The sequence below is a fragment of the Priestia sp. FSL P4-0332 genome (assembly GCF_038005845.1).
GTDB lineage: Bacteria > Bacillota > Bacilli > Bacillales > Bacillaceae_H > Priestia.
On the sequence record NZ_JBBOUA010000001.1, the window covers coordinates 576,227 to 590,000 of the forward strand.

The window sequence follows — 13,774 nt, forward strand, 5'->3', positions numbered from 1 at the left end:
ATGACGGATAGACGAAAAAAGGTTGTCATCATCGGTGGAGGAATAACAGGTCTTTCAGCTGCCTATTATTTGCAAAAAAAAATAAAGGATCATCAGCTGCCAATTGATCTTCAACTAATAGAAGCGACGCATCGGCTTGGTGGAAAAATTCAAACGGTCAAACGAGACGGGTATTTATTTGAAAAAGGTCCTGATTCATTTTTAGCGCGTAAGCTAGCTGCTACAAAACTGGCAAAAGAAGTAGGGTTAGGTAGGGAGCTAGTCGGAAATGAAAAGGGAAAATCCTATATTCTAGTAAAAGATACACCGCATGCGCTGCCTGATGGTGCTGTAATGGGGATACCAACCAAGTTATCTCCTTTTATCACAACAGGGTTATTTTCACCTGTTGGCAAGCTGCGCGCAGCAGCTGATTTTTTTATACCGAAGACAAAAAATCAGGATGACCGTTCGCTAGGCGTATTTTTTAGAAGACGGTTTGGTGATGAAGTTGTTGAAAATTTAATTGAGCCTCTATTATCAGGAATTTACGCAGGAGACGTTGATCGTTTGAGTTTAAGATCAACATTTCCACAGTTTTTGCATGCTGAACATAAGTACAGAAGCTTAATTGTTGGAATGAAAAAGCTAAAAGAAATTCACCCACAGCACGGTGATGATTCGGAGTTTAAAAAAAATAGTGTCTTCTTAACATTAAAAGAAGGTCTTCAATCGCTAGTAGATGGGGTAGAAAAAGCAATAGATCCTGATATTATTACAAAAGGAATAAAAGTAGAGAAAATTTATAAAGAAGATACCACATATGAATTATCGTTAAATAGCGGGAAAGTCATAAAAGCAGATAGCGTTATTGTAACTTCTCCTCATGCAGCTGCTCAGTCTATGCTTTCGGAATATAAAATATTCGAGCCGTTGAAGCATATGCCTTCCACTTCAGTAGCTACTGTTGTGATAGCCTTTGCACAAGAAGCGCTGCAAGACAATCTAGATGCAATGAACATCGCCGTTTCAAGAAATAGCGATTACACGATTACGGCGTGCACATGGCTAAATAAAAAGTGGCCGCATGCGGTTCCGGAAGGAAAAGTGCTGCTGAGATGTTTAGTTGGACGAACCGGGGATGAAGCTGTGGTGGATCAGCCTGACGATGAAATTTTCAAAATTGTCCTGGAGGATTTGAAGAAGCTCATCACCATTTCTGCTGAGCCTGAATTTTACGCGGTAACGAGATGGAAGCAGTCAATGCCTCAATATACGGTCGGACATCACGATATGCTAGATACGATGAACGAACAGCTTGAAAAAGAGCTGGCCGGTCTTTATGTAGCGGGAAGCTCATACGAAGGTCTGGGTATACCGGAATGTGTAGAGCAAGGAGAAGATGTGGCTAAAAAAGCGGTTAAATATGTGCAGCAACTGTAGAAGTGGAGCGGTGAATCAATGCTCCGCTTTTTTGTCTACTACCTGTAGAAGAGAAAGGTTATACTAAGAGAAGAGATTGTGGTTGAAAAGCAAAAGAAACTTATGCTATAGTAAAACCGTACTTGTTGACTGGAATATTCATTTGGTCAGAAAGAAGGGGATAACGTGGCTATAGACCGAAAGCAATCAGTTGTGGATGCAGCGTCAAAATCATTTGCGCTGTTTGGATATAAAGCAACGACTATGGAGCAAGTGGCGAAGCTTGCAAATGTCGGAAAAGGAACGATTTATACTTTTTTTAAAAACAAAGAAGAGTTATTCGATGAAATTGTTACACGAATGATTCGAGAAATGACAGATGCAGCTGAAACTGTCATTGATAGCAACCGTCCTTTTTTTGAAAATGCCCAAGCAGCCATTTTTCGAATCTTAGAATTCCGCACTGAGCATCAGCTCATGCTGAAGCTGGTACAGGAACAGCAGTTAGGCACTACAGCAGTGCAAGAAGTGCTGGTGCGAGTAGAAGAAGAGATTTTGACTTATATAAAAAACAAAATCGAAATTGCGATTTCTAAAAAAGAAATCAAACCGTGCAACCCGGAGCTCACAGCTTTTTTACTATTTAAAATGTACATTGCACTCGTCTATGATTGGGAAAAACGGCATGAGCCGCTTTCAGAAGAAAAAATCGCTGAATTAATTGAACTATACTTTTTACGGGGTCTGTCTCAGTGAGATGGGCTTTTTTCATAGAAAAAACAAAAAAGGTCTCATGACGAGACCTTTTTTATTGTTCATTATCATCTTTTTTTACGCCGTTTAATTCTGTATTTCCTGTTTTTGCATCTTCTTCTTTTTGCTCTACTTCTTTTTCGCCTTCTTTTTTAAGATCGAAGTAAGCTTTTATCACGTCACCGGTAACAGTTTTACTTAACGTGTTAGATGTACCGGCTACATAAGCAGAAGGAATAACAACCGCTACTGCTACTTCCGGGTTATCATAAGGCGCGTATGAAACGAATGTAGAGTTACGAACGCTTACGCCTTTATTAAAGGTTTCCGCGGTACCAGACTTACCAGCAATATTATACTGACGGTATTTTCCTGTATTAAGTAAACGCCCTGTACCATGTGACCCTGTAACTACTTGGCGAAATCCTTGTTTGACAAGGTTAATTTCTGATTGGCCCATCGTAATACGGTTTAACACTTCTGGTTCAACAGAACTTTGAATACTTCCTTTTAGTTCGCTATCAAGCTCAGGTTCGCGGATTTCTTTTACTAAGTGTGGCTTCATGCGATATCCACCGTTAGCAATCGTTGAGATGTACTGAACAAGCTGAAGCGGTGTGTACGTATCATACTGTCCAATACCAAAATCCAGCGCTTTACCTGGTTCATTTGTGACGCTGTTACGAATACCCGTTGATTCGTTTTCTAAGTCGATGCCCGTTGAAATTCCAAGCCCGAACTGGCTATAGTATGAGCGCAGCTTATTAAAGATAGACGGTGGAATGTTAAGTTTACCGCCAGGACGGTACGTTTCACCAGCCATGCTCATAACCGTACGGTACATGAATACGTTTGATGATTGTTCCAAAGCATTTTGAATCCCGGTTGCTCCAATTGGGTGAGACGATTTTTTAATTGTTCCTCCAGCAAACTTCAGCGGCGCATCGTAAAAAACCGTACCAGGCTGAATAGCACCTGAATCAAGTCCTGCTAGAACTGTGGCTCCTTTAACTGCGGAACCCACTTCATAAGAAGTGGTCATGTTACCAAGAGCAAAGTCTTGTACTTTACGTGCTCCGGTTTGCTTATCGGTAACAAGCTGTTTTCCGCCCATCGCTAAAATGTCTCCCGTGTGAGGGTCCATCATAATAGCAAACGCGCGATCCATTAATCGCGAACCAGCAGCACCGGATGTCACAGCTTTTGTTAAAACATCTTCGACTTGTTTTTGAAGTTCCATATCAATCGTTAAAATTAAGTCACTGCCCCGCTGACCTTCTGTAACGGTCTCTTGACTCACTAAGTTGCCCGAGCGGTCCGTTACGTTTTGCACGCGAGCTTTTTGACCGCGAAGAACGTCTTCGTACTGCTTTTCTAAATAACTTTTTCCAACTCGGTCGTTACGGCTGTAGCCGTGTGATAAATAGTACTGCAAGTTTTCGCTTGGCAATCCTTCATCTGCTGATGTGATTTTACCAAGCAGCGTGCTAAGTAAGTCATCGTATGTATACATACGGTCCCAGTAAGTTGTCGTATCGACGCCCGGTAAGTCACCCAGCTGCTCACTAATAACGGCAAGCTCTTTATCGGTTAAGCCGCTTTTAATAATTTGAGCAGTTAACGCGTACCCGCCTTCCATCTTGCTTTTAATGGCAATCACTTCAAGGTCATCTTTCACCGATAGAAGTTCATTTTTTGTGATGCGCTTTAGCTGAAGAGGATATAAATCATCTTCAGAAAGTTGACCTTCTTTTACTTTTTGCTTATCCGCTGCGGTAATTTTTTTCGCTGCTGCTTTTGGATGAGTTGCAATCCAATAATCTTTTAAGTCGCGTTCTGTTAGCTTAATCGTATTTTTATCTTTCTTTTTATCCGATTTGCCAAACACGTCTGTTGTAACAGGAACATCAATAAGAGTGGCAAGCTTTTTAGCTACTTTTAGCTTGTCTTCTTGAGTGACGCCTTTCAAACGCGTGTACGTGACAGCGTTCAACGGTTTATTATCCACGATAACGCGGTCATAGCGGTCTAGCATCTTTCCGCGAGGAACCGGTGAATCTACCGTTTCATCTTCTGTTTTTTCAACTTCTCGTTTATAGTTCTCTCCGTACACGATCTGTACGAAGCCTAATCGTAAAATGAGTGCAGAAAAAAGCAGGAAAACCACAATAAACAGCCAGTTAATTCGAAATGAGACATGTGTTTTTTTGCGCTTTTTAGTTTTCATGTAAACCCCTTCACTTTGTTTATACAAGTTAAAAAAATTCATAAATTTTCTTATGAATCTATCACTCTACATATTAACATAATTTTGTCTATAAATGTTATTAGGTGGAATAAAACAGACAAAAAATTTATAGAAATTTTTGCGGAAGAAGAGAGACCTGTCGAAGGGTGCTGAAGGGGGGTGTTCAATATTTTCCACTCGGTTGTTCAATATTGTTACCTGTTCAAATGTCCTAGAATCGGTAAAATAAAGAGAGATAGATATCAAGGGGGGCAAAACGAATGAAAATGAAAAGGCTTTCAATAATGTCTGGCGTGCTAGCAACATCACTTTTATTTGCGACAGCATGTTCAAACTCAGGTACGGATTCAAAAGCAAGTAAATCAACAGGCTCAGGTGATCAAGTTGTTATTGATATGTTCCAGTTCAAAGTGGAAATTGCAGATCAGCTGAAAGAATTAACGGATGAATATACAAAAGAACATCCAAACGTAAAGTTTAACATCCAAACAGTCGGCGGAGGCGCGGACTATGGTGCAGCATTAAAAGCACAGTTTGCCTCTGGAAATGAACCTGATATCTTTAACAATGGAGGGTTCCAAGAAGCGCAAACGTGGAAGGATAAATTAGAAGATCTATCTGATCAGCCGTGGGTAGATAATCTGTATGATATCGCCAAAGAACCGATGACAATGGACGGGAAAATTTATGGTCAGCCGCTAAACTTAGAAGGTTATGGTTTTATTTATAATAAAGATTTATTTGAAAAAGCAGGCATTAAAGAATTACCTAAAACGCTGTCAGAATTAGAAGCAGCTTCTAAAAAGCTTAAAGCAAAAGGCATTACGCCATTTTCTAATGGATACGGCGAGTGGTGGGTGCTAGGCAACCACTTATTTAATATTCCAATGGCACAGCAAGACGATCCAGATGCGTTTATTAAAGGTCTAAACGAAGGAAAAGCAAAATTTGAAGGCAATGAAACGTTTAAGCAATTTATGAATCTGTTCGATTTAACGTTAAAGTATGGAAATAAAAATCCACTAACGACAGACTACAATACACAAGTTACTCAATTTGCTTCTGGGGAAACAGCAATGATGCAACAAGGTAACTGGACGGTAAATATGATTACGAAAATCAATCCGGACATGAAAATGGGCTTTATTCCAATGCCAATCAGCAACGATGCAAAGAAAAATGATAAACTAGCAATCGGAGTTCCAAATAACTGGGTAGTGAACAAAAATGCGCCAGATGCAGATAAAAAAGCAGCGAAGGAATTCTTAAATTGGATGGTTTCTTCTAAAGAGGGTCAAAAATTCTTAGTTGAAAAGTTCAAGTTCATTCCAGCGTTCAAAAACATCGATGGAAAAGGAATCGATTCTTTATCTGATGATATCTTAAAATACTCTGAAGAAGGTAAAACATTATCTTGGAACTGGTTTAAGTATCCGGAAGGAACGGTTCAAGAAGTCGGCGCAGCAATGCAGTCTTACGCAGGCAAGCAAATGACAGAAGAAGAGTTTATGAAGAAATTAGATACAATTTGGGCAAAAATGAAAAAATAACCAAAAAGTCCGCGTGGAAAACGCGGACTTTTTGGTGTGAAAAAATAGCTGGTTAGATTCATAGTTATGAAAAAATAATAGTTAATTGAAAGCGCTTTTAATGTATAATAATAGTCATAATGTATGACATTAGTCAAAGGAGGTTATTTGTGAAAGGCTGGAGCATACGCAAGAAATTAATTTTGTTTTTCTTATTCGCAACGGTTATTCCATTTTTAATTTCGACGATTTTTACGTATCAATACACAAAAGAAACGGTTAAGAACCGATTTATTTCTACCAACTATCAAGTTATTAAAAATGGAAGCAATGATTTGAGCGATTACTTAAATGAAATTGCTAATATTACAAAAAGGCTGTACGGCTACCACCCATTTATTAAAGTGTTAGATGAAGGTGTATCAAGTGACTTAGGAGCCAATCAGCTGGAAATATCACGAACTCTTCTTTATTTATATAATACTCGTCCAGAGATTGAACAGCTCCATCTTTACATTGAAAACGGGCATGACTCATATACAGCTTATAATTCGAAAGTGAGCAGCAGAGGGAAGTACGATGATATTTACACTCAGCCTTACTATTCTTATTTAAATAAAAATCATAAATTTCTTGTGATTGAGCCTACCCATGAAATTTATAGCTACAATAATTTATCAACGTTAATTGATTCACTGCCGAATCAAGTTATTAGCTTTCATCAGCGGATTGATGAGATTCCATCAGACAAGTTGTTAGCTTATCTATCTTTAGACATTAATATGACACAAATTCAATCTATATCGCAGCGTCTATATAATGAAGAGTCAGAAGATTTTTATTTAATGAACAATAAAGGGAAGGTTTTGTATTCCTCTGATTCAAAGGTTATTGGAAAAAATGAAAACTACGCGTGGGTGAAGGCGCTCACTTCTCAAAAAGACCATAGCATGGAATGGGAGGATAAAAGCTTCTCAGGCGTATTAATGTATGAAAAGCTTAAACAGCCCTTTGAGGACTTGTACATTGTGAAACGAATTCCTTACAGTGTTTTATATGAGGATGCAAGAAAGACAGCACTTATGAATGTATTAATTGGCCTGCCATTTCTGTGTATGCTCGTTATCGCTACGCTTTTTATATCAGTACGTTTTACACAGCCGATTAACGTATTGATTCGCAATATGAAAGAAGTGGAAAAAGGATCATTTGAGGTGCGGTTTAAATCGCTTGGAAACGATGAATTTGGTGTTTTAGGAAGGCATTTTACCTCTATGGTAGAAACAATTAATGACTTGATTGAACGTAAATTTCGATTGGAATTAGAAAATAAATCAACGCAGCTAAAAGTGCTGCAGTCACAAATTAATCCGCATTTTTTATACAACGCATTTCAATCGATTGGAACTCTTGCTCTTAAGCATAAAGCAGTTGAAGTATATTCTTTATTAACCTCACTTTCGCACATTATGCGTTACAGCATGAATATGAAAGAGGATATCGTTAGCTTAAAGCAAGAAGTCGATCACGTAAAAGCTTTTTTAAGTCTGCAAAAGCAGCGGTTTGGTTCAAAGTTTGAGTATGAGTTAAATATTGAAAAAGAGGCAGAGCTTATGCGAATACCGAAAATGATTTTGCAGCCTCTTGTTGAGAATTCTTTTAAGCATGGATTCGAAACCCGCACAGGAAGCGGAAAGCTGTTGATTTCAGCGGGTTTGAACGGCGAAGAACTGATTCTAACTGTTTCTGATAACGGAAAAGGGATAGGAGAGCAAGAGTTGAATCAATTAAAAACGAGACTTCAGCAATCGTATAATCAAACAGATGAGCATATTGGGTTGCAAAACATTTATGAACGACTTCGCATCTACTATGGAGATCATGCTTCAATGCAAATTAGCAGTCAAGAAAATCACGATTTTACCGTTGTCATAAAGCTAACAACAATTGAAGAAAAGAGGGATAGTGATGAAAGTATTAATCGTGGATGATGAAGAGCATGTAAGAGAAGGAATAAAGCTGCTTGGACAGTGGGAAGAGCATGAAATTACAGATGTGATAGAAGCTGATAGCGGTGAGCAAGCGATTGCGCTTATCGAGGATCAAGGACCGGAAATCATTTTTACTGATATGAAGATGCCTAATATCGATGGAATTGCTTTGTTGGAGTGGATTAAAGAGAATTCGCCTTCTAGTAAAACGATTGTGGTAACAGGGTATGATGATTACCACTATATGCGTAAAGCTATTCATTTTGGAAGTACGGATTATATTCTAAAGCCAGTGGATCCTTCGATTTTAAACGATACCCTTGTACGAGCTGTAACCCAATGGAAGAAAGAAGAAGAGTCCAGAAAAGTCCATAATAGCAGCTATCGTTTAATCAATGAAATGAAGCCGATTTATCGAGATCGAAAACTGACGCAGTTAATGAACAATTATTTGCTAAATCAATCAATCTATGAAGAGTTTGGTTTCCATCTGACTAGAGAGTATGAAGTGGGGATTGTACGTGTAGATGAATCCATCATTCGTTCTTTTGGCGGTGACCGGGATTTAGCCTATTTTTCAATTTTAAATGTAATCAATGAAATGCTGATGGCAGAAGAAAATGGGGTAGCCTTCCGTTATTTATCAAATAAGTGGGAAATTATCATTATATTTTGGAATGATTTTGAACGTATAACCTCTTTGCTGACAGCTTTACATACAGCAATTCGCCGTACGTTAGACGTGAGCTGTCGGATTGCAAGAGGGTGCAAAGTCTCTTCTATTGATCAGCTAATGAACTCCTATGAAGATGCGAAAAACTCGCTTTTATTAAGCAATGTTCTTGATCGAAATAAAGTGAAGGTCTACGGCAAGCAAGACGTTTTAGCAAGTGCTTTATTAATAAATATGATGGACTATAACAGTAAAATTGAAGAAGCGCTGCAAGTCGGGAAGTTTGAAGCCTTTTTGCCGGTATTCAACGAAATTATCACAGCTTTTGAAGCGCAAAATTATCTCTCATTAAAGCAAATTCTGCATTTTGAGCAGGAATATCAGCTGTTAAGCCAGCATTGGTTAAAAAGATATCACATTCCTTATACGATAAATAACGGTCCTGAATATGTTCTTTCTTTTTTCTATAACCAAGATGGGCAGTTTCAGCTAGCAAAGTATGTAGAGAGAAAGAAGCGTGAAGTAAAGCGCTTTTTAAAAGTAGTAAAAAGGTATAGCAAGCAAAACAATCGCGACGTTATTTATGAAATCGAACAATATTTGCAGCAAAATTTTCATCGAGATGTGAAGCTTCAAGAAATATCGGAACGTTTCTATCTAAGCCGTGAATACATTTCGAGAAAGTTTAAGCAAGAATTTCAAGAAAACATTTCAGATTATATGGTGAAAGTCAGAATGAATAAAGCCAAATCACTTTTACTAAATGAAGAACTAAAAATCTATGAAATTGCGAATATGATTGGATATCATGATGATAAATACTTTCGAAAAGTGTTTAAAAAAGTAGAAGGCATTACGCCAAACGAGTATCGCAGTTTGACCGTATAAAAAAAGCTGAAACTGTTTTATAACAGTTTCAGCTTTTTTTTATTTCATGATATCTAGACAGTGATCACATTTGTTTCCGTAGCATTCATGCTGTTCCTCGATGTCGTTTCCGCATTCTACGCACTTTTTATTGGGTAATCTTTTGAAAAATTCAGTCATTTTTTCTAACATTTTAAATCCCCTCCGTTGTTTTTGTTACTAATATTGTATTATAACAGATGATAAAATGTCAATTATGTTTTATAACAATTTAGCCTATTTTGCTATTCTAAGTGGTTATTTGTTGTATAACAATGAGTTATTTCGATAAAATGGCCGAAACGAGTGCCTTTCAGTTAGTTTTCAAAAAAAAGTAGGGTATACTGAACCTAATAAAAATAGTACGAAAGGGTGATTGAAATGAAAATAACTGTTATTGGTTTTTGGGGAGGATATCCCGCTGTTTCAGAAGCTACTTCTAGCTATTTAGTGGAGCACGATGGATTTCAGCTGCTTGTTGATTGTGGAAGCGGTGCATTGGCTCAGCTGCAAAAATATGCAAAGCCAGAAGAAATAGATGCTATGATTTTATCTCATTATCATCATGATCACGTGGCTGATGTCGGAGTATTTCAATATGCACGCCTCATTCAGACTCATCTAGGAAACGCTGTTAAGGAACTTTCTATTTACGGACATACATATGATCAGGAAAGCTTCAACAAACTTACTCATAAAGGAATTACTAAAGGGGTAGAGTATGATCCGAGTCAAAAACTTGAAATTGGGCCTTTTACCATCGAATTTATGAAAACGAAACATCCAGTCGTTTGTTATGCCATGAGAATAAGCGCCGGCAATCAAACTGTCGTGTACACAGCGGACTCTAGTTATTTAGAAGAGTTTGTTTCCTTCTCAGAAGAAGCAGATCTTCTTATTTGTGAATGTAATTTTTATGCCAATCAAGATGGAAGAGGCGCTGGACACATGACAAGTACAGAAGCCGGTACACTTGCTTCAAAAGCAAGTGTCAAACACCTCATGCTTACTCACCTTCCGCACTACGGAGAACATCAACAGCTAGTAGAGGAAGCCGCTGCTCATTATAGAGGTACGCTTACGTTAGCTGAATCAGGATATGTATGGGAATAACAAGGAGGAAAATGAATGTTATTTATTGATAATCAAAAAAATTATGATCCCCGAATTAACTTAGCAATTGAAGAATATGCGCTCAAGCATCTAGACATTAATGAGACATATCTGCTGTTTTATATTAATGAACCTTCTATTATTATTGGAAAAAACCAGAACACCATTGAGGAGATTAATACAAAATATGTTGAAGATCAGCAAATTCATGTAGTGAGACGTCTATCTGGAGGCGGAGCCGTTTATCATGATAAAGGAAATTTAAACTTCAGCTTTATTACGAAAGACGATGGAAATAGCTTTCATAATTTTAAAAAGTTTACCGAGCCGGTCGTGGAAGCGTTAAAGAAATTGGGAGTTAATGCTGAGTTAAGCGGACGAAATGATTTAATGGCGGAAGGACGGAAAATTTCTGGAAATGCTCAGTTTTCAACGAAAGGGAGAATGTTCAGCCATGGAACTCTTCTTTTTGATTCAGAGATTGAAAACGTCGTATCAGCGTTAAAAGTAAAAAAAGATAAAATTGAATCCAAAGGCATTAAGTCTATTCGAAATAGAGTAGCAAATATCAGCGAATTTTTAGAACAGAAAGTAACGGTGGAAGAATTTAGAGAAATGCTGCTTCGGTATATCTTTGACGGAGAAGAAAATATAACAGAATATAAACTAACGGAAAAAGATTGGGAAACGATTCATCAAATTTCTAAAGAGCGCTATCAGTCATGGGATTGGAACTATGGAAAATCACCTAAATTTAACTTACAGCACTCTCACCGCTTTCCTGTGGGACAAATTGACGTTCGTTTAGAAGTGAATAAAGGAAAAATCGATGCTTGCACCATTTATGGAGATTTCTTTGGAGTGGGGGATGTCCAGGAAGTACAGGAAAAATTAACAGGTGTTCGTTATGAAAAAGCTTCTATTGAACAAGCCTTAGAAGACATCGATATTCCACATTATTTTGGTAATATTACAAAAGAAGAGTTTGTTGAATTAATCTATTAAGAAAAAAGTCTGCTACATCAGGCTTTTTTTCTTTTTAAACAGATGAGTCTTGTCAATAGAACAGCAGTAACATTATAATAGAATAGAAGAAGTTAGAATTTTTACATTATTATGACTTAATAATGAATGGTTGTTCATTCATTCGTTATTAAAAGGAGGAAGTTATGAGATGAATTTGTCAGCACAGCTTCATAAAACAGCTGAGCAATTTCCACAAAAATCGGCATATGTTTTTATGGACCAAGAAACATCTTATGCAAATCTTGATGCATCGGTATCTAAGTTTGCTAATGGTCTGAAGCAATTAGGTGTAAAAAAAGGAGATCATATCGCTTTGATTGTCGGCAACTCGCCTCATTTTGTTATTGGATTGTACGGTGCTCTTCGAGTAGGAGCTACTGTTATACCCATTAATCCTATTTACACAGCGGATGAAATTAACTACATGCTTCAGGATGGAGATGTAAAAGCAGTTATTGCGGTTGATTTACTTCTCCCTATTTTAAAGAAAATTATTGGAAACACTCCATTTTTGGAACACGTTATCTTATGTGAAACGACAGATACAGTGGAAAATATACCTTCTTATTTTCACACGTTTTCCCAAGTTGTAAACAGAGGGGAAGCTACATATGATTTTCTTGAGTTAAAAGAAGAAGATGTGGCCATCATTCTGTATACGTCAGGAACGACTGGAAAACCAAAAGGAGCTATGCTTACACATAAGAATATTTATTCAAATGCCCAAGACGTAGCAGATTATTTAAGTATAAATGGGAATGACCGAGTCGTAGCTGCTTTGCCGATGTTTCACGTATTTTGTTTAACTGTTTCATTGAATGCGCCTTTAATGAATGGAGGAACGATATTAATTGAACCAAAATTCAGTCCATCTTCTATATTTAAATTAATTCAAAATCGACAAGCGACTATTTTTGCCGGCGTTCCCACAATGTATAATTTCTTACTTCAGCATGACAAAGGGAAAAAAGAGCACTTTCACACGGTAAGGCTTTGTATATCAGGCGGGGCATCAATGCCGGTGGCACTTCTAACCAATTTTGAACGTAAGTTTGGGGTAATGGTAGCAGAAGGGTATGGCTTATCTGAGGCTTCTCCTGTGACGTGTTTCAATCCGATTGACCGAGAGAGAAAAGCCGGTTCTATAGGCACATCTATTATGAATGTTGAAAATAAAGTGGTAAACGAACTAGGAGAAGAAGTAGAAGTAGGACAAGTTGGCGAACTTATCGTCAAAGGCCCTAACGTGATGAAAGGGTATTATAAGCTTTCTGAAGACACGGAATATGCTCTCCGAGATGGTTGGCTGTATACAGGTGACTTAGCAAGAATGGATAAGGAAGGTTATTTTTATATCGTTGACCGTAAAAAAGATTTAATTATTGTAGGAGGATATAATGTTTATCCTCGCGAAGTAGAAGAAGTGCTATATGCGCATCCAGATATTGTAGAAGTGGCTGTTATCGGAGTCCCTGATCCTTCTTTAGGTGAATGTGTTAAGTGTTACGTGGTTTGCAATAATCAAGAGATAACGGAAGAGAAGCTTATTGCCTACTGCAAAGAGCACCTTGCTAAATATAAAGTGCCAAGTGAAATTGAATTTTTAAAAGAACTTCCTAAAAATACAACGGGAAAAATTTTACGGCGTGCACTGAAGCAACAAGTATCTCAGGAGCGATAAAATGAAAGCGATTCCAAGTTGGAGGTGGTAAAAGGATGTCATCTATTTCTTATGAAATGAAGGGACACGTCGCCCATTTGATACTGAACCGTCCGGAAGCGATGAATGCTTTTAATTACGATATGCTTAAAGAATTGGAAGAAGTAATTGAAGGAATTCGTATTCAAAAAGATATTCGAGTTGTGACGTTTAAAGGGGCAGGTGAAAAGTCTTTTAGCGTAGGGGCCGATTTAAAAGAACGTAAAACCCTCTCTGATCAAGAAGTAAAGCGCAATATTTACAAAATAGGAGAAGTGTTTTCGAAGATAGAGCAGCTTCCTCAGCCAACGATAGCAATCATCAATGGATATGCATTTGGTGGAGGAATGGAGCTGGCTTTAGCATGTGATTTCCGGATTGCTTCAACCGAAGCGCTTATGGGTTTAACGGAAACAAGCTTAGCGATCATACCAG

General features: G+C 37.8%; 11 protein-coding genes (1 of these 11 only partly in view). 9 read left to right on the plus strand and 2 right to left on the minus strand.

Annotation, left to right across the window (positions count from 1 at the left end):
* Both hemY and MKY06_RS03075 read left to right on the plus strand, forming a co-directional pair.
* Window positions 1-1,422, plus strand: a complete 1,422-nt coding sequence (gene hemY, locus MKY06_RS03070) for a protoporphyrinogen oxidase (RefSeq protein WP_013055331.1) — start codon at window positions 1-3, stop codon at window positions 1,420-1,422.
* A gap of 165 nt (window positions 1,423-1,587) precedes the next feature.
* Window positions 1,588-2,157: a TetR/AcrR family transcriptional regulator gene (locus MKY06_RS03075; protein WP_013081690.1), complete on the plus strand. Its 570-nt coding sequence runs from the start codon at window positions 1,588-1,590 to the stop codon at window positions 2,155-2,157.
* A 52-nt stretch (window positions 2,158-2,209) separates the two neighbouring features.
* On the opposite strand, the gene MKY06_RS03080 is transcribed toward MKY06_RS03075, so the two are convergent.
* Window positions 2,210-4,381, minus strand: a complete 2,172-nt coding sequence (locus tag MKY06_RS03080) for a peptidoglycan D,D-transpeptidase FtsI family protein (protein ID WP_013055333.1) — start codon at window positions 4,379-4,381, stop codon at window positions 2,210-2,212.
* A 281-nt stretch (window positions 4,382-4,662) separates the two neighbouring features.
* Here MKY06_RS03080 and MKY06_RS03085 point away from each other — a divergent pair, with 281 nt between their 5' ends.
* The 3 genes from MKY06_RS03085 (at window position 4,663) to MKY06_RS03095 (ending at window position 9,483) form a co-directional block, all read left to right on the plus strand.
* Window positions 4,663-5,952: an ABC transporter substrate-binding protein gene (locus MKY06_RS03085; RefSeq protein ID WP_013081692.1), complete on the plus strand. Its 1,290-nt coding sequence runs from the start codon at window positions 4,663-4,665 to the stop codon at window positions 5,950-5,952.
* Between the two features lie 149 nt (window positions 5,953-6,101).
* Window positions 6,102-7,922: a cache domain-containing sensor histidine kinase gene (locus MKY06_RS03090; RefSeq protein ID WP_013055335.1), complete on the plus strand. Its 1,821-nt coding sequence runs from the start codon at window positions 6,102-6,104 to the stop codon at window positions 7,920-7,922.
* Complete coding sequence (locus MKY06_RS03095; protein WP_029320813.1) at window positions 7,900-9,483, plus strand: response regulator; 1,584 nt, start codon at window positions 7,900-7,902, stop codon at window positions 9,481-9,483. The genes MKY06_RS03090 and MKY06_RS03095 overlap by 23 nt, the downstream gene beginning before the upstream one ends.
* A 39-nt stretch (window positions 9,484-9,522) precedes the next feature.
* On the opposite strand, the gene yhfH is transcribed toward MKY06_RS03095, so the two are convergent.
* On the minus strand, window positions 9,523-9,654 hold the full coding sequence (gene yhfH, locus MKY06_RS03100) for a protein YhfH (protein WP_013055337.1): 132 nt from the start codon (window positions 9,652-9,654) through the stop codon (window positions 9,523-9,525).
* A 228-nt stretch (window positions 9,655-9,882) separates the two neighbouring features.
* On the opposite strand from yhfH, the gene MKY06_RS03105 reads away from it, so the two are divergent.
* From MKY06_RS03105 to MKY06_RS03120, 4 genes are all read left to right on the plus strand, one after another.
* Window positions 9,883-10,614, plus strand: a complete 732-nt coding sequence (locus tag MKY06_RS03105; RefSeq protein WP_013055338.1) for an MBL fold metallo-hydrolase — start codon at window positions 9,883-9,885, stop codon at window positions 10,612-10,614.
* A 15-nt stretch (window positions 10,615-10,629) separates the two neighbouring features.
* Complete coding sequence (locus MKY06_RS03110; RefSeq protein ID WP_013055339.1) at window positions 10,630-11,619, plus strand: lipoate--protein ligase; 990 nt, start codon at window positions 10,630-10,632, stop codon at window positions 11,617-11,619.
* 169 nt (window positions 11,620-11,788) lie between these two features.
* On the plus strand, window positions 11,789-13,321 hold the full coding sequence (locus MKY06_RS03115) for a fatty acid--CoA ligase family protein (RefSeq protein WP_013055340.1): 1,533 nt from the start codon (window positions 11,789-11,791) through the stop codon (window positions 13,319-13,321).
* Window positions 13,322-13,356: 35 nt separating this feature from the next.
* A protein-coding gene (locus tag MKY06_RS03120; RefSeq protein WP_013055341.1) for an enoyl-CoA hydratase-related protein crosses the window boundary here: on the plus strand, window positions 13,357-13,774 show its 5' portion. The gene runs 359 nt beyond the window's last position; the window shows 418 of its 777 coding nt (coding positions 1-418); the start codon lies at window positions 13,357-13,359; the stop codon falls past the right edge of the window.

Coding starts and splice junctions, on each gene's coding strand:
- hemY (WP_013055331.1), top strand. CDS start 1: ATGACGGATAGACGAAAAAAGGTTGTCATCATCGGTGGAGGAATAACA.
- MKY06_RS03080 (WP_013055333.1), bottom strand. CDS start 4,381: ATGAAAACTAAAAAGCGCAAAAAAACACATGTCTCATTTCGAATTAAC.
- MKY06_RS03085 (WP_013081692.1), top strand. CDS start 4,663: ATGAAAATGAAAAGGCTTTCAATAATGTCTGGCGTGCTAGCAACATCA.
- MKY06_RS03095 (WP_029320813.1), top strand. CDS start 7,900: ATGAAAGTATTAATCGTGGATGATGAAGAGCATGTAAGAGAAGGAATA.
- yhfH (WP_013055337.1), bottom strand. CDS start 9,654: ATGTTAGAAAAAATGACTGAATTTTTCAAAAGATTACCCAATAAAAAG.
- MKY06_RS03105 (WP_013055338.1), top strand. CDS start 9,883: ATGAAAATAACTGTTATTGGTTTTTGGGGAGGATATCCCGCTGTTTCA.
- MKY06_RS03110 (WP_013055339.1), top strand. CDS start 10,630: ATGTTATTTATTGATAATCAAAAAAATTATGATCCCCGAATTAACTTA.
- MKY06_RS03115 (WP_013055340.1), top strand. CDS start 11,789: ATGAATTTGTCAGCACAGCTTCATAAAACAGCTGAGCAATTTCCACAA.